Annotated in this window: 9 protein-coding genes and 7 tRNA genes; 12 read left to right on the top strand and 4 right to left on the bottom strand. The window is 39.3% G+C overall.

The genetic code is table 11. The annotated features are described in order from the left end of the window. Positions 1 to 23 precede the first annotated feature (23 nt). On the bottom strand, positions 24 to 1,049 hold the full coding sequence (gene rsmC, locus AAEU30_RS02755; RefSeq protein ID WP_421959208.1) for a 16S rRNA (guanine(1207)-N(2))-methyltransferase RsmC: 1,026 nt from the start codon (positions 1,047 to 1,049) through the stop codon (positions 24 to 26). Between the two features lie 40 nt (positions 1,050 to 1,089). Next, entirely contained in the window at positions 1,090 to 1,815 is a 726-nt protein-coding gene (trmB, locus tag AAEU30_RS02750; protein ID WP_087532010.1) for a tRNA (guanosine(46)-N7)-methyltransferase TrmB, read from the bottom strand. Positions 1,816 to 1,979: 164 nt separating this feature from the next. Between trmB and mutY the strand changes: the two genes are divergently transcribed. Continuing rightward, positions 1,980 to 3,056 carry an A/G-specific adenine glycosylase gene (gene mutY, locus AAEU30_RS02745; RefSeq protein WP_421959207.1) on the top strand — a complete coding sequence of 359 codons (1,077 nt, stop codon included), beginning with the start codon at positions 1,980 to 1,982 and terminating at the stop codon, positions 3,054 to 3,056. A gap of 24 nt (positions 3,057 to 3,080) precedes the next feature. After that, positions 3,081 to 3,353: an oxidative damage protection protein gene (locus AAEU30_RS02740; RefSeq protein ID WP_166419311.1), complete on the top strand. Its 273-nt coding sequence runs from the start codon at positions 3,081 to 3,083 to the stop codon at positions 3,351 to 3,353. 60 nt (positions 3,354 to 3,413) lie between these two features. Here AAEU30_RS02740 and AAEU30_RS02735 read toward each other — a convergent pair whose 3' ends face one another. Continuing rightward, positions 3,414 to 6,194 carry a hybrid sensor histidine kinase/response regulator gene (locus AAEU30_RS02735; protein WP_421959206.1) on the bottom strand — a complete coding sequence of 927 codons (2,781 nt, stop codon included), beginning with the start codon at positions 6,192 to 6,194 and terminating at the stop codon, positions 3,414 to 3,416. Between the two features lie 463 nt (positions 6,195 to 6,657). On the opposite strand from AAEU30_RS02735, the gene AAEU30_RS02730 reads away from it, so the two are divergent. From AAEU30_RS02730 to AAEU30_RS02685, 10 genes are all read left to right on the top strand, one after another. Beyond that, positions 6,658 to 6,733 (top strand) — tRNA-Phe (locus tag AAEU30_RS02730). A 68-nt stretch (positions 6,734 to 6,801) separates the two neighbouring features. Then, positions 6,802 to 6,877, top strand: a tRNA-Thr gene (locus AAEU30_RS02725). A 45-nt stretch (positions 6,878 to 6,922) separates the two neighbouring features. Further along, positions 6,923 to 6,998 (top strand) — tRNA-Phe (locus AAEU30_RS02720). 101 nt (positions 6,999 to 7,099) lie between these two features. Then, positions 7,100 to 7,175, top strand: a tRNA-Thr gene (locus AAEU30_RS02715). Between the two features lie 50 nt (positions 7,176 to 7,225). After that, a tRNA-Phe gene (locus AAEU30_RS02710) sits at positions 7,226 to 7,301 on the top strand. Between the two features lie 57 nt (positions 7,302 to 7,358). Beyond that, positions 7,359 to 7,434, top strand: a tRNA-Thr gene (locus AAEU30_RS02705). A gap of 304 nt (positions 7,435 to 7,738) precedes the next feature. After that, positions 7,739 to 7,814: transfer RNA gene (locus tag AAEU30_RS02700), tRNA-Phe, on the top strand. Positions 7,815 to 8,066: 252 nt separating this feature from the next. Then, the gene (locus AAEU30_RS02695) at positions 8,067 to 9,473 is read left to right on the top strand and encodes an efflux transporter outer membrane subunit (RefSeq protein ID WP_421959205.1); all 1,407 of its coding nucleotides are present in this window, start codon (positions 8,067 to 8,069) and stop codon (positions 9,471 to 9,473) included. A 2-nt stretch (positions 9,474 to 9,475) separates the two neighbouring features. Next, positions 9,476 to 10,789, top strand: coding sequence for an efflux RND transporter periplasmic adaptor subunit (locus AAEU30_RS02690; RefSeq protein ID WP_421959204.1), 1,314 nt, complete (start codon positions 9,476 to 9,478; stop codon positions 10,787 to 10,789). Further along, entirely contained in the window at positions 10,786 to 13,866 is a 3,081-nt protein-coding gene (locus tag AAEU30_RS02685) for an efflux RND transporter permease subunit (RefSeq protein ID WP_421959203.1), read from the top strand. The genes AAEU30_RS02690 and AAEU30_RS02685 overlap by 4 nt, the downstream gene beginning before the upstream one ends. Before the next feature lie 92 nt (positions 13,867 to 13,958). On the opposite strand, the gene AAEU30_RS02680 is transcribed toward AAEU30_RS02685, so the two are convergent. Next, positions 13,959 to 15,998, bottom strand: coding sequence for a S9 family peptidase (locus tag AAEU30_RS02680; RefSeq protein WP_421959202.1), 2,040 nt, complete (start codon positions 15,996 to 15,998; stop codon positions 13,959 to 13,961). Position 15,999 lies beyond the last annotated feature (1 nt).

The raw sequence follows: 15,999 nt of genomic DNA, 5'->3' as shown, positions 1-15,999 counted from the left end.
ATAGCAGCTTAAATACGTATTTATTAGCTACTATAAACTGCAAATTTGTTGTTTTTATGTATAGTTTGGTATTCACCAAATTGCGTTTCTAAAATTGGAGGATATTTTAAAAAGCAATTCGCAACAATTGTCAGTTTGCCCGATTTAGTTAAGTGTTGTTTTGCATTACTTAAAAACTGCTCTGCAATTGTGTAATCGGTTGCTATACCCGTATGAAATGGTGGGTTAGAAATGATTAGATCAAATTTGCCATTAATACTAGTTAGGCCGTCACTAAGCACAGCTTTACCATTTATATTATTAAGCGCTAAAGTTTGCGATGTAGCATAAGCGGCAAGTGCACTTACATCTGAGCACACAAACGATAAAGATGAGTTGTTCAACCCTAAAAATGTTGCAATCAAACCTGCACCACAGCCAAAGTCGAGTACTTGCCCGTTTTTAATTTTTGGTGCGTTTTCTAATAACATTTTTGTGCCGGCATCAAGTTCACCGTGATTAAATACCCCAGGGATACTAATAGCGTTAAACTGTTTACCCGCTACATCAACAGCGAATTGCTTGTGGTAGCGGCTAATAGAAAACTCAGCCAGAGGCTCAATACCTGAAAATAAGTACAGTGCGCAGTGGCGTGCACTATCAATTTTACGACCAAACTCACAATGACTCGTGAATTGTTTTTCTATCGACTTAACACCACTTTTATTCTCACCAACGACCAGTAAATCAGCATCATGATTAAGTACTGCACGAATATTATCCAGCGTCATTAATGCTTCTGGTTTTGATTTTGGATAATAGTAAATCACCAAATCAAACTGTTGCTCTGTTATTTCATGGCTTATACAAACATCGATACCGTTAAGGTTGTTAGCAAATTGACCATTGGCATGGTTGTAGCTAAAAGCGGTTATTTTACTGTTAGGGTTTAAACTTTTAAGTTGAGATAAAAAGCCATCTTGCACAAAATTGACCACCAAAATAGATTCAGCATTGAGTGATTCACTATTTCGCAGTAGTAATGAACTTGGGTTAGTTAATGCGCTCATAAATGGCTTTACCTTAAGTGTTGTTTAATAAGTTACTGGTTTAGCTAATGCGTTCAAACATTAAGTCCCAAACACCATGGCCTAAACGGTGGCCGCGTTGCTCAAATTTAGTCAGCGGACGTAAATCAGGACGAGGCACATAATCATTGCTTTGCGATTGGTTTTTATAGTGCTCAGCAGCTTGCATTACTTCAAGCATGTGCTCTGCATAGTTTTCCCAATCAGTTGCCATGTGAAAAACACCACCAATTTTTAATTTACTGCGTAAGCTTTCAACAAATGCAGGTTGCACAATACGACGCTTATGGTGACGCTTTTTATGCCATGGATCAGGAAAAAACAACTGCAACTTACTAAGGCTGCCATCAGCTATGCAGTCTTTGAGTACCTCAACCGCATCATGTTCAAAAACACGTAAGTTGGTTACACCAGCTTCATCTGCGTCCATTAAACATGCACCAACACCTGGACGGTGTACTTCGATACCAATAAAGTTTAAGTGCGGTGCGTTTTTAGCCATTTCAACTAATGACTTACCCATACCAAAGCCGATTTCTAAAACAACATCATTGTCATTACCAAATACTTGAGCTAAATCAAGCATGCCGTTTTGGTGCTCAAGGCCCATTGTTGACCAGCACTTTTCAATTGCTGCTGCTTGTCCTTTGGTTAAACGACCTTCACGTTTAACAAAGCTACGAATTGTACGAATATATTTACCTTCTTGCTTTGCTTGCTCAAGGTTATCGTTACTTGAATCACTCATATATTTTGGCCTGATGAAAACAACATGTTTAAAATGGTGGCGTATTATCCCTGACCGTGGGCTTGATCACAAGGCTTTATCCTTTGTGTATGTTTAGAACTTGATATTTTAACTCACTGCAATAGACTGCCCGCTATCAAGGGTCGAGTTATAAAGTAGTTATTTTGAAGTTAAACAACACTGATGCAAGTTGGTTTTCAGGGCAGGTAGTTGATTGGTATCAATTACATGGGCGTAAAACCTTACCATGGCAATTGAATAAAACACCTTATAAAGTCTGGGTTTCTGAGGTAATGCTACAACAAACTCAAGTTGTGACCGTTATTCCTTATTTTGAAAAATTTATGGCAAGTTTCCCTGATATTATCGCTTTAGCGAATGCAGATGAAGATATTGTACTGCATCATTGGACTGGGCTGGGTTATTACGCAAGAGCGCGTAATTTACATAAAACAGCCAAGATAGTGCGCGACCAATACGATGGTGAGTTTCCAACAAATATTGAACAAGTAATCGCATTACCAGGAATAGGGCGCTCTACAGCTGGCGCCGTTTTGTCTTTATCCCTTGGCCAGCATCACCCAATTTTAGATGGTAATGTAAAGCGTGTCTTGGCTCGCTATTTTATGGTTGAAGGTTGGTACGGAGTTAAAAAAGTAGAGAATCAACTATGGCAATTAACAGAGCAGTTGACTCCTGTAGATAATGTCACTGAGTTTAATCAGGCAATGATGGATTTAGGTGCAAGCTTATGCTCCCGTAGCAAGTTTGAATGTGAACCTTGCCCACTGAACAGTCGTTGTAAGGCATTTAATAATTCAGTCGTTAAGCAGTTCCCTCATTCAAAACCTAAAAAAGCCGTTCCTAAAAAAAGCTGTCATCAGTTGATCATTCAATGTGATGACCAAGTATTAATGGAAAAAAGGCCCAACTCTGGTATTTGGGGTGGTTTGTTTAGCTTTTTTGAATTTGAACAAAAGGAACAACTTGATGTTTTTATTGCACAGCAAGGGCTTGAGCTGACTACCACAAAAGTGGAACCGTTTACTCATGTGTTTTCGCATTTTGAATTAACTATTAATCCTCATGTGCTTAAGGTTAGTAAAATGCCCGACGTAGTTAATGAACGTCAGCTTGTTTGGTATCCGTTAGATCAGTCGATTGAGGTCGGTTTAGCAGCACCAACTAAAAAGCTGGTTAAACAAATCAGCGCAATGGTTTACACTAGTGTTAAGTCTTAAACGCATATTAAGAAGAGAGCAATTATGGCACGTACAGTATTTTGTCAAAAGTTACAAAAAGAAGCCGAAGGCCTTGGCTTTCAATTATACCCAGGTGAAATTGGTGAAAAGATTTTCAATAATATTTCAAAAGAAGCATGGGGCCAGTGGCAACATAAGCAAACTATGCTAATTAATGAAAAGCATTTAAATATGATGGATCCAGAGCATCGTACATTTTTAGAAGAGCAAATGGTTGGTTTTTTGTTTGAAGATAAAGATGTTGAAATTGAAGGTTACCGTCCGCCGGAAAAATAAGTTCAGAATAAATAAAAGGGCGATGCCGCCCTTTTATGTGTATTAGCAGGAGTAAAAAAACTAAAAGCTACTTTCCTCTTGTTCATCTGCTTTTTCTATTTGCTCTTTGAGAAATTGCGCTACTCTTGAATATTCGATTTCTAAAATATCTCTTTGCTCTATTAGCTCATCACTCGATAAGCCTTCTAAATTACAGTGCTCTTCAAAATCCGCAGCTAATTTACTAATCTGTTCAGCTCCAATCGTTTTAGAAATTGATTTTAACTGGTGGCAGGCTTGTGCAATACCTTGATAGTCTGTAACCATAACAGCACTGTTTATTTCTTTAGTTAAGTTATTACTTTGTTCTAAGTACATTTTAAAAAAGCGTATTTGTTTAGCTTTATCGTTGTTTACGTATTTAGCTAGCATTTCTAAATTAACTGGCGCTGCAGGCCTTTCGCCGAGCTCGCTCACAGACACAGTACCTTGCTGACTTTTTTGAGCCCACTTCTCTAAAATAGCTTCTAAAGTATTTAATTCCACAGGCTTAGTAATAAAATCATTAATACCCGCATTTAAACAGCGTTCTTTTTCGCCTTTAAGTGCATTCGCTGTGATTGCTATTATATATGGCTGTGCATTTATATCATCAAGCAATGAAGCTTCTTCTCTGATTGTTTCGACCATATCGTAGCCTGACATTTTAGGCATATGTAAATCAGTAAGAATGAGTGAGTAGCGTTCTTCTCGCCATTTTTGCAAGCCTTGTTCACCGTTTTCAGCGACTTCAACACCAAAGCCTAGCAAATGCAATTGATCGGTCAGTACTTGTTGGTTTAAGAGGTTATCTTCAACAAGTAAAATGAGTCTATTTTCCTCTCTAGCCTGTTCCACGTTTAGGTAGTTATTTAGAGTTTTAACGGGTTTAACTTGTTTAGGTTTATGAAGTCCAGCAGCTACAAGTAATGACATCATAAAGTTAGATTTACACAATGGCGTAGCATTCAGGTAAAAAATATTTTTATGGTTAATAGCTGCTTCATCTAGTTTACTTAGTACAACAACCTGTTGGTTATGATCTTCTAGAGAGTATATTAGGCGGCGTAGTAATGAGTTAGTTTTTTCTATCGAATCAACACCATCAAGAACCCAAACAATACCAAAACTCTCTTGGTGCTGCTCTATTTCATCAAGAGTATCCGCTTGAAATGTTTTAGCTCCCATAAACGATAGGTAACGTGATAATGTTTGCTTTCTCGCGCTATTTTCGCTTATCAAAACTACAAGTTGATCTTTTAATGTATTTTTATGTGCGTACTTAATTGTTCCTTCGGTGCTAAAAGGTAATTCAACAACAAATTCACTGCCAATGCCTAAATCGCTTGTAACATTAATTGTACCAAGCATGAGCTCGGTTAAACTTTTACAAATTGAAAGGCCAAGCCCTGTGCCACCATATTCTCGAGTGATAGAATTTTCAGCTTGAATAAAGGGGTTAAAAATCTCACGTAATTGTGCATGGCTCATACCTTTCCCATTGTCACTGACAATAAAGCGTAGGGTGAAATGATCGGTCGTGTTTTGAGCTACTTCAACTGCTATACGAACATGGCCACGTCGGTTTTCATCGGTGCTAGTGAATTTAATAGCATTACTACATAAATTGTACAGCACTTGGCGCACTCTCATGGTGTCGCCAATTAAATTTGTTGGAATATCAGGGGCTATTGCTAGTTCTAAATCGAGCTGACGTTTTTTGGCAACAGATGATAAAACTCTGGCTACTTCTTCAATAGTGTCAGCAACTGAAAATGGAGTTGGATCTATATTAAGCCTACCAGCTTCAATTTTAGAAAAATCTAATATGTCATCTAAAATACCTAATAATGAAAAAGCAGATTCACGAATAATGGTGCTTAGTCGATGTTGAGCACCATCAAGCTCTGTTTGTCTTAATAGATCTATTGTGCCAATTACACCATTCATTGGGGTGCGTATCTCATGGCTCATTGTTGCTAAAAAAGTAGTTTTTGAATCACTTGCTTGTTCAGCTCTTAAAGTTGCTTTCTCAAGTTGCATAGTTCGTTTTTGAACTTCTATCTCTAAGCCATTTTGCAGGCTTTGCAATTTGGATTGTGTTGCTTGATTACTAACAATAGCGTTTTGTACTTGCTTGAGAAGTTTATTTATATTTATTGCAACTGTTTTCATTCCTAAATCTAGCTGCTCTTTTACTTGTGATTCATAGTTAGATGATTGACAAATTGTATCGATTTCTAAAGCGAGATAGTCGCTACTTCTTTTTATTCGTTTGTTTAGAAAAGCATTAATATAGAAAGCAAATATAAATAAGGTAAAAAATGTCAACCCTGCCAATACGTAAGTAAGTAGCATTGAATCTGCTATAGCTGAAACTGAGCTATTTCTATCTTTAATTATTAGCTCTCCAACAGGCTGATCATTCAAAATTAATTGTTTATGGATAATTGTTTTATTTTGAGTAAGGGTGTCTAGCTTTAAAGGCTCTATAGCGGGCTTATGACTTGAATAAATGAGTTGGGGTGCACTTAATGATGTATACCTATATAAGTAATATTCAAATCGGTTATTTAGCTTTGAGCTTAAAACTAATAGTTGCTCTGCTTTGTTCTGCCCAGGTTCACTTAGAGCGATGACTAACTGTTTTTCTAAATTATCAGCTAGCTCGCTTAAGTCAGTAGTGCTCTTGACTTGAAAGTTATTAATTTGTTTATTCGGGTAGAAGTAGTAGGCAGCTAAAGCTAATGTTATTGCCACAAAATTTGTAAATATAATAAGTGGTAACAAGCCCTTAACCGGCGAAGAAAATTTACTGTGCATTTATTTTCCAATTTTAATGTAGTAGCTACAAACCAATCAGCAGCTTATTTACTTGCAATCAATCCTAACATTTACTGAAATAATTCACTACGTTATGTACATAATATTGCAATATTTACTGTTTTAGATAATAAAGGGCCGTAATTACCTATTAGCAATTATAAGGACTTAATCTTAATCACTTATATTTGATGTAAAAAGCAGCGTTTAATATGTTTATCACCCATATTGCTGTAAAACTGTGCAAACAGTGGGGCGGGATAAAAAAAAAGTTGACTTGCAGGGGCAAAACCAGTTTAATACGCCGCACGCCCAGATAGCTAAGTCAGCAGAGCATCTAGGGAAGAGTATTGAAAATCCTTTAAGATTTTTAATTAGAGCTGAAGTTTCCTTGGTAGCTCAGTCAGTAGAGTGGTAGGAAATGTACTGAAAACCCTATATGATTTATAGGTAAACTGAATTTGCCTCGATAGCTCAGTCGGTAGAGCAGAGGATTGAAAATCCTCGTGTCCGTGGTTCGATTCCGCGTCGAGGCACCATTATTATTGTAATAATGTTTAAATATATTTAAATGTTGTTACGCGTGCCAAAGCACACGATTTAGTGTGCCGACTTAGCTCAGCTGGTAGAGCAACTGACTTGTAATCAGTAGGTCAACCGTTCGACTCGGTTAGTCGGCACCATTTATTTAGTTAATAGTATCTACTGTTAACAAGCACTGTTTAAGTGCCTCGATAGCTCAGTCGGTAGAGCAGAGGATTGAAAATCCTCGTGTCCGTGGTTCGATTCCGCGTCGAGGCACCATTTATTTGAAAAGGCTTCGCAATAGCGAGGCTTTTTTAATTAAAAAATTTAAGTTAATCAATCTTTAAAATTGATATGTGCCATAGCACACAGTTTAGTGTGCCGACTTAGCTCAGCTGGTAGAGCAACTGACTTGTAATCAGTAGGTCAACCGTTCGACTCGGTTAGTCGGCACCATTTATTTTAGATTTATTGTTAAGTTAACAGTGAATCAGCACAGTTGTTGTGCCTCGATAGCTCAGTCGGTAGAGCAGAGGATTGAAAATCCTCGTGTCCGTGGTTCGATTCCGCGTCGAGGCACCATTTATTAAAGTTAATCAATCTTTAAAATTGATACGTGCCTAGCACACAGTTTAGTGTGCCGACTTAGCTCAGCTGGTAGAGCAACTGACTTGTAATCAGTAGGTCAACCGTTCGACTCGGTTAGTCGGCACCATTTATTTTAGATAATTTGAACAGAGCAACTGACTTGTAATCAGTAATTCATTCAGGTTATCCGTTCGACTCGGTTAGTCGGCACCATTTATTTTAGATAATTTGAACAGAGCAACTGACTTGTAATCAGTAATTCATTCAGGTTATCCGTTCGACTCGGTTAGTCGGCACCATTTATTATTAGATAATTTGAACAGAGCAACTGACTTGTAATCAGTAATTCATTTAAGTTATCCGTTCGACTCGATTAGTCGGCACCATTTATTTAGTTAATAGTATCTACTGTTAACAAGCACTGTTTAAGTGCCTCGATAGCTCAGTCGGTAGAGCAGAGGATTGAAAATCCTCGTGTCCGTGGTTCGATTCCGCGTCGAGGCACCATTTATAATAAAGCCCTGCACTCGCAGGGCTTTTTTGTTTTTGAAATAAGTTGTTATTTAGATAATAAAGTTTGCCTTCTACTTGGCAGTGATTCTTAATTCTAGCACCTAGCACTTTTAACCTTTCATCTTATTAATCCTGCACTTTAACGTACTGTATGCTAAGAATTTGTAATGTTATGTAAAGTCAGTTGAGCAAATAGGAATTGAATGCTTGAATTACACTTAGTAATCGATGTATTCAGGGTTAAACATGAACTGGCAATTAAAGCCGAGTATTGTTGCATTATCTGTGCTGTTCATTGGAGCATGCACCACACAGCTTACTCAGCAAGAGCGTGTGCAACAGCTCGAAACGCTGCCAAATAATTGGCAGCAAAAACTAGAACAACAAACGGCTGGGACAGTCGCAAATGATTGGTTGCAGCAGCTTGAAAATCCACAAGTTTATGCACTTGTCGATCAAGCTCTGAAGCATAACCAGTCAATTTTACAAGCTAGCTATGATGTTGCTATAAAAGAGCAGCAACTGGTTGCCACAGGGGCTGCTCTTTGGCCAAGCTTAGACCTATCTACACGTACAAGTAGAAGTAAAGATAATCGTCCCGTTAGCTACAATAATGCCAGCTCTGCCGATTTGGCATTGAGCTATGAGGTTGATTTATGGGGTAAACTATCAGCAGCAGAGCGCCAAGCAAACTTAGAGTATTTAGCTGAAAAAGCAAATTTTGAGCAGTCTCGTCAGCAATTGGTCGCTGATGTCGTCAGTGGTTGGTTTAATGTAATAACTGCCCAGCAGTTATTAGAGCTATATAAACAAAGAGAAAAAATAGCTGAACAGAACCTCTCAATTATTGAATCTGGCTATCGCCAAGGCTTAAATGAGGCGCTTGATGTGTACTTGACTCGTAACGAGCTAAATACTGAGCGCTCTAATATTGCTGAGCAACAAGCTACATTAACAGAGTCTATACGGACACTTGAGCGTTTAACTGGCGAGTATCCAAAGGGTGCATTGAGTATAGATGCAGACTTACCGTTGCTTGATAAACCAATCCCTAAAGGGCTACCTTCAGAGCTTATTACCCGTAAACCAGATTTGATGGCAAGTTGGTATCAGTTATTGAGTACTGATGCTGGTTTAGCATACGCTCATAAACAGCGCTTCCCTAGCTTAAATCTAACAGCTTCACTAGGTGACAGTACTGATAAAATGAGTGATTTATTTTCGCCATCCAGCTTAGCTTGGTCATTGGTTGGCAGCATCGCGATGCCGATTTTTGATGGTGGAAGACTAGCTGCAAATGAAGAACAAGCACGCCTTACAGTAAAACGCCAAGAACAAATATATCTTGAAACTTTATATGATGCGTTTGGTGATGTTGAAAATGCAATTACACAAGAGGTGTCGCTACAACAGCGCTATGAAAAAACACTTGAAGCACAAACTAATGCGATAGCTGCTGAGCAATTATCGTTTGAGCAATATCAAAGTGGTTTAGTAGATTACACGACTGTGCTTGATGCACAGGATCGCTCTTTCACAGCGCAAAACTCAGTTATCAATATTAAAAATCAATTAATCCTTAATAGAATCAAGTTACATATTGCCCTTGGTGGCGATTTCTCAGAGCCTAACCAAGAGTCAGAAGAGCAATAACTATGAATAATAAACTTCGTAAATTTCTAATTCCAACCATTATTATCGCCGTGACAGCGACAGTTATTGTCGTTATCAAAGGAAATCCTCCGCAGAGTAAGCGATTTGGTTCTGCTCCTAAAGCAAATGTTACAGTGGCAGTTTCTCGCTTGGAGGCTAAGCCTTATCAAATAATGGTCAACAGCTTTGGTACCGTAAAACCAAAAACACAAAGTATACTTGTTTCTCAGGCTTCAGGTCAGATCATGAAAATAAGTGACCAGTTTCGTGAAGGGGGCTTTTTTGATAAAGGTGAAGTGTTGCTTGAATTAGATGATAGAGATCATCGCGCAGAGGTTAAATCTGCTCAAGCTAACCTTCTCACTGCCCAGCAAGCCTTACTGGAAGAGGAGGCGCGTGGTAATCAAGCACAAACAGATTGGCAGCGTTTAGGAAATGGTGAACAAGCAAGCTCTTTAGTGCTGCGTAAACCGCAACTTGCTGCTGCACAGGCAGAAGTTCTTTCAGCTCAAGCGCAACTAGAAAAAGCAGAACTGAATCTAGAGCGTACTAAAATTACAGCTCCTTATGCAGGCAGAGTATTAAGCCGCAGCGTCGATTTAGGTCAAGTTGTTAGTAATAATACTGAGCTTGCATCAATATATGCTATTGATAGTGTTGAAGTTCGCCTACCAATAAAAAACAAAGATTTGCCTTTCATAAAGTTACCTGAACAGTACCGTGACGGTGTCAGTAACGAACAAGGTTCTCCTGTTATTTTCCGTTCAGATCTGGTTGGTTCCCAACAGTGGAATGGCCAAATAGTTCGCACAGAAGGTGCAATAGATTCAACAGCACAACAGCTCTATATCGTTGGTCAAATTAATGACCCTTACAAGGCAACCTCAAACAACCAATACCCAATCAAAATAGGTCAATATGTAACTGCACAAGTAAAAGGTGTTGAGGTTCAAGATGCTATTGTTATTCCTAATAGTGCTATTTACCAAGGCAGTTATGTTTATATTGAAGAGCAGGGTATTTTAAAACGCAAAGACATTAGTTTGAGATGGCAAAATGCGAATGATGCAATTATTGCTTCAGGTGTTAGTGCGGGTGACAACTTAGTTATAACTCCGCTTGGTCAAGTGAGCTCAGGTACGCAAGTAAATATTATGGGTGAACAAGCTTATAAAAGTACCCGTGGTCAAAAGCAAGGCCGAGGTGAACGACCAAGTAAAGAAAAGTTAGAAGCAATGGCTAAAGAGCAAGGTATCTCAGTTCAAGAGCTAATGAAACAGCGTCGCCAAGCTCGCGACCAAGGAGCTGGGCAATGATCGCTTGGTTTACTAAAAACCATGTAGCCGCCAATTTATTACTTATTAGTATTGTATTGTCGGGGCTATTCAGTTTATCGACCCAAATCCCTTTAGAGGTTTTTCCTTCGTTTGAAACGGATCGTATCAGCGTCAAAGTCACGTTGCGTGGTTCAACCCCTGCAGATGTTGAAAAGGGCGTAACGATCCGCATCGAAGAGGCAGTGCAAGATCTTGAGGGTATAGAACAAATCACAAGTAGTTCTTCTGAGGGGTCATCGTCAGTCAGTATTGAAGTTGAAACTGGCTACGATGCGCGTGACTTATTGGCTGATATAAAAAGCCGTGTCGATGCTATAAATACCTTTCCAGCTGATGCAGAGAAGCCTGTTGTCGCTCTTGATCAACGTGTTAGAGAAGTAATAGCGGTAACTGTTTCGAGTGAGTATGGTGAAAAAGAAACCCTAGAATATGCAGAAAAGGTACGCGATGATTTATTACGTTTACCACAAATTACACAAGTAGAGCTAAGTGGTGTTCGTGATTATGAAATAGCCGTCGAAGTGAGCCAAGACATCCTACGCCAGTATGATTTAAGTTTAGCGCAAATATCATCAGCTATCTCTCGCTCAAGTACAGACGTGTCTGCTGGTAATTTGAAAACTGAAGGTGGAGAAGTATTAATAAGCTCAAAAGGTCAGGCCTATCGCAAAGATGAATTTGCTCAAATCGTAGTTAAACAACAAGCTGATGGTACAATTATACGTTTAGGTGATATTGCCAGCATTACAGATGATTTTGAAGAAACGCCAGTACGCACCCGATTTAACGGTAAACAAGCTGCATTTATAGATGTTTATCGAATTGGTCCACAAAGTGCAATTGGTGTGGCCGATGCAGTAAAAGGCTATATTAATGAACAGCAAGAGAGCTTACCACAGGGGTTTGAACTAAGTTATTGGGATGATGATTCGCAAATTGTTAAAGGGCGTATTGCCACACTGACGACGAACGCCATTCAAGGTGGTATTTTAGTACTAGCGTTACTTACCTTATTTTTACGCCCAGCTATTGCAATATGGGTATTTGTTGGCATTCCAGTGTCTTTCATGGGCGCATTTTTAGCAATGCCGTTATTTGGTGTCACGCTGAATATAATGAGCTTGTTTGGCTTTATTTTAGTGTTAGGTATTGTTGTTGATGATGCGATTGTCACCGGCGAAAATGTCTACACCCATTTAAAAACCGCCGAATCTGGCGAGCAAGCGGCTATTCGGGGTACGCAAGAAGTAGCCACACCTGTAACCTTTGGTGTTTTGACAACCGTTGCAGCTTTTTTACCGCTGGCGTTTATCGAAGGTGGACGAGGTGCTTTATTTGCACAAATTCCAGTTGTGGTAATTCCGGTTTTACTATTTTCATTAATTGAATCTAAATTTGTATTACCTGCCCATTTAAAGTACATCAAACTACGTAATCAAAAATCTGAGCCTTCAAAGTTAGAGCGTTTACAGCAGCGCTTTGCTGATGGTTTTGAAATGGCAATCATGAAATACTACAAACCTGTACTTAACGTAGCGCTTAAAAATAAGCTAGCTACAGTAAGCTCGTTTGTAGGCATATTCTTAATTATTGTGACGCTTATCTCGAGTGGTTGGACAAAGTTCGTGTTTTTCCCCCGTATTCCAAGTGAAACGGTACGTGCCAGCCTTACATTTCCTGCGGGTACGCCATTTGAAGTGACAAATAAGTACATTGTACGTATGTCAGACAAAGCAAAAGAGCTTGAAGATAAATACCGTGATGACGATGGCGAAAGTGTCATTCTTAATATTTTAGCAAGTACAGGTGGACGCGGTGGTGCTTCAAACACCGGTTCAGTTCGTTTTGAAATTACACCCGCTGAGGAGCGAGATTCGACTATTGGCTCACAACAATTAGCGAGTGAATGGCGTGACTTAATAGGTGTTATACCTGGCGCCGAAAGTATTACTTTTAGAGCTGAAATAGGTCGTAGCTCAGACCCTATTGATGTGCAATTAACAGGGAGTACCATTGAAACTTTAGAAGTAGTGGCTGAAAAAATTAAACAACGTTTAGCAACATACCCTACGGTATTTGAAATTGCAGATAGTTTGTCAGACGGTAAAGAAGAGCTGCAAATAGAGTTAACTGATCAAGGCTTAGCACTTGGTTTAAACCGTACAGATGTTTTAAAGCAAATAAGTAATTCGTTTTTTGGCTCACAAGCACAGCGTATACAGCGTGGTCGTGATGATGTTCGAGTTATGGTTAGGTTACCACTAGAGGAACGTCGTTCAGTGGCGGACTTAACTGATATTTTGATTGATTTACCAGATGGAGGAACTGTACCGCTTTCCCATATAGCTAAGTTAAATACAGGTAAAAGCCCATCTAGTATTCGCCGTGTCGATCGTTATCGAACACTTAGCGTGACTGCGGATGTAGAGAAAGGCAATACCAATATGACAGTACTTCAAGCTGACCTTACTAGTTATTTAGACGAGCTTGTACAACAATACCCTGGTGTTGATTACACTCTAGAAGGTGAAGCAAAAGAACAGCGCGAGTCATTTGGTTCGCTTGCATGGGGTTTACTATTTGTATTCTTTATAATTTACGCTTTATTAGCGATTCCATTTAAGTCTTATTTGCAACCGTTGATTGTAATGAGTGTGATCCCATTTGGTATGATTGGGGCTGTAATGGGCCATTGGATCATGGGCATGGATTTAACTATCATGAGCCTACTTGGTATGTTAGCCCTTGTTGGTGTGGTCGTGAATGACTCTCTCGTGCTGGTTGATTACATTAATAAAAAACGTAGCGAAGGTGGTGATTTACTTGAAGCGGTTAAACGAGCCGGTGCAGCACGTTTTCGTCCTGTAATGCTAACGAGCTTAACGACCTTTATCGGTCTAATGCCATTATTATTTGAAAAAGCCACGCAAGCGCAGTTTTTAATACCGATGGCAGTTAGCCTTGGCTTTGGTATTATCTTTGCGACTTTCATAACTTTGTTACTGGTGCCTGTAAACTATATGTTGATGGAGCGCTTTCAAGGTTGGTTTAAATAGCTTTAAAACTTTGGAATAATTCCAACAAAGCTTAGATATAAAAATGCCGCAATTAAGCGGCATTTTTTGTATTTATATTTTAATAAACAGATTTATTTCTTATATCGTTCAAACCAAGCTAACGTGTGCTCTACTTTAGAGATCATACGAGATGGGCGCCCTGCAATACCATGGGGTGAGCCAGGCACACGAATAAGAACCGTGTCTACTTTTTGTAACTTGAGAGCTTGATAGAATTGCTCAGACTCTGAAATAGGCGTTCGGCGGTCTTCTTCTCCTGTCATAAGTAAAGCAGGTGTTGTAACGTTTCCTACTAATGACAAAGGAGAACGTTGCCAATAATGATCAACATGATCCCAAGGCATACCAGGGAATTGATTGCGAATTTGGCCGATATAACTGTCAGCTGTTAACGTTTTACTCAGCCAATTAATGACCGGTTTGGTGATTGCAGCGGCGTTAAAGCGATCGGTTAAGCCAATTGCGTAAGCAGCAGCGATACCGCCTGCAGAGCCACCAGCTATAAATAAGTTTTCTTCATCTATAAACCCTTTGGCTATCATGGCATCAACCGCTGAATCATGATCGGCAAAGTCTTCTTTGGAGCTATACTTTCCATCGAGTAATAAAGCAAAATCTTTACCGTAACTAGTAGAACCACGGTAATTTACATACACCACAACATAACCTTCACTGGCGTATCGTTGTAGTTCAGCTGTGAAACTAGGTCCATAAGCGAGGTGCGGGCCACCGTGGATTTCAAGTAATAATGGGTACTTTTTGGTTTTATCGAAATTAGGCGGGGTAATATACCAACCTTGAATATTTTCGTTATCAAATGAAGACTTAACATTTAACTCATGAACTTCACCCAATTGCTTATGGCCGAGTAAGTCTTCATTTAAAGCGGTTAAAGTTTTACTTTTTCCTTTATATAAGTACGCTAAATCAGCCGGACGCTGACTACTGCCTTTGGTATATGCAACTGCGCCATTTTTTGCGAGGCTAAAGCTACCACTAATATACGGGCGACCGATAGAAGTTCCCGATAGCGAATCCACAAGATCGGTTACTTTACCTTTGGATGATAATTTTGCCAGCTTGCGCTTACCAAAATCGTCATATTGAATAACAAAGTCACCTTTGCCTGACCATTTATAATCAGCAACGGAACGGTCAAAATCATTACTTATATTGGCAATTTTTTTATTACTTTTAGTGATGACATTGAGTTGGTAATTTACGTAGGGAACAGGGGCGTTATCACGAGCAAGAAACGCAATTTTTTTACCATTAGCCGAATACGTAGGGCGAAACTCTCGGCCAGGCAATTGAGTTAACTGGGTATAAGTACCTTGATTAATATCAACTTCATATAAATCAGATTCAGTGGTGCGATATTCCCAATCCACATGTTGATCGGATGAAAAAGCGAGTTTGCTATCATTAGGAGACCATGCAAGTGGCCCATAATGCTGGTAATTCCCCGTTGTTAATTGCCTCGCTGTGCCGCCATTTGCGGGCACCACAAATACATGACGATAGGCTGGTTCTAAATAACCAGAGCCGTCTGCTTGATAGCGGGCTTTTTCATAAACTTTTACGGGTTTTGACCACGTGGCCCCTTTAGGCTTTTTAGGTAATTTAACTGACTTCACAAAGTCTGTTTTACCAGCAGGTACATTCATCGTAAATGCGATGTTATTGCCATTATTAGACCAGCTTAAACTGCGTATTGATTTAGGAAGCTGTGTTAATAACGCTAATTTGTCTTGTTCTAACCAATAAACGTACAGTTGATTACTCCCGCTCCTGTTGGAAGTAAATGCGATTTTTTTAGAGTCAGGAGACCATGTAGGTTGCCCGTAACTATGCTCATCAGCGAGCAATGGGTAATGTTGATTTAGCTTTACATCGTACATCCAAATACTGCGTTTTGCAGTATCATGCATGATGTCATAACCACTTCTTAGGTAGATAATTTTCTTACCGTCAGGGCTTATTTGTGGGCTGTTAACATACTCTAGCTGGAAAATGTCTTCGGCAGTAAAAGTGTCACTTGCATAAAGTTGTACGGAGTAAGATGCACAGAGTAGCGCCGAGCTTAAGGTTAGTAATGCATTTAATTTCATA

It is taken from the genome of Pseudoalteromonas mucoides (assembly GCF_049257175.1).
In the GTDB taxonomy this organism is placed as follows: Bacteria; Pseudomonadota; Gammaproteobacteria; order Enterobacterales; family Alteromonadaceae; genus Pseudoalteromonas.
The sequence above is the reverse complement of the archived record's forward strand: the minus strand, read 5'-3'. Positions and strand labels throughout refer to the sequence as shown.

What these genes read in the sequence shown, in the direction of transcription:
- AAEU30_RS02740 (WP_166419311.1), top strand. Translation starts at nt 3,081, where the DNA reads ATGGCACGTACAGTATTTTGTCAAAAGTTACAAAAAGAAGCCGAAGGC.
- AAEU30_RS02735 (WP_421959206.1), bottom strand. Translation starts at nt 6,194, where the DNA reads ATGCACAGTAAATTTTCTTCGCCGGTTAAGGGCTTGTTACCACTTATT.
- AAEU30_RS02690 (WP_421959204.1), top strand. Translation starts at nt 9,476, where the DNA reads ATGAATAATAAACTTCGTAAATTTCTAATTCCAACCATTATTATCGCC.
- AAEU30_RS02695 (WP_421959205.1), top strand. Translation starts at nt 8,067, where the DNA reads ATGAACTGGCAATTAAAGCCGAGTATTGTTGCATTATCTGTGCTGTTC.
- rsmC (WP_421959208.1), bottom strand. Translation starts at nt 1,049, where the DNA reads ATGAGCGCATTAACTAACCCAAGTTCATTACTACTGCGAAATAGTGAA.
- AAEU30_RS02680 (WP_421959202.1), bottom strand. Translation starts at nt 15,998, where the DNA reads ATGAAATTAAATGCATTACTAACCTTAAGCTCGGCGCTACTCTGTGCA.
- AAEU30_RS02685 (WP_421959203.1), top strand. Translation starts at nt 10,786, where the DNA reads ATGATCGCTTGGTTTACTAAAAACCATGTAGCCGCCAATTTATTACTT.
- trmB (WP_087532010.1), bottom strand. Translation starts at nt 1,815, where the DNA reads ATGAGTGATTCAAGTAACGATAACCTTGAGCAAGCAAAGCAAGAAGGT.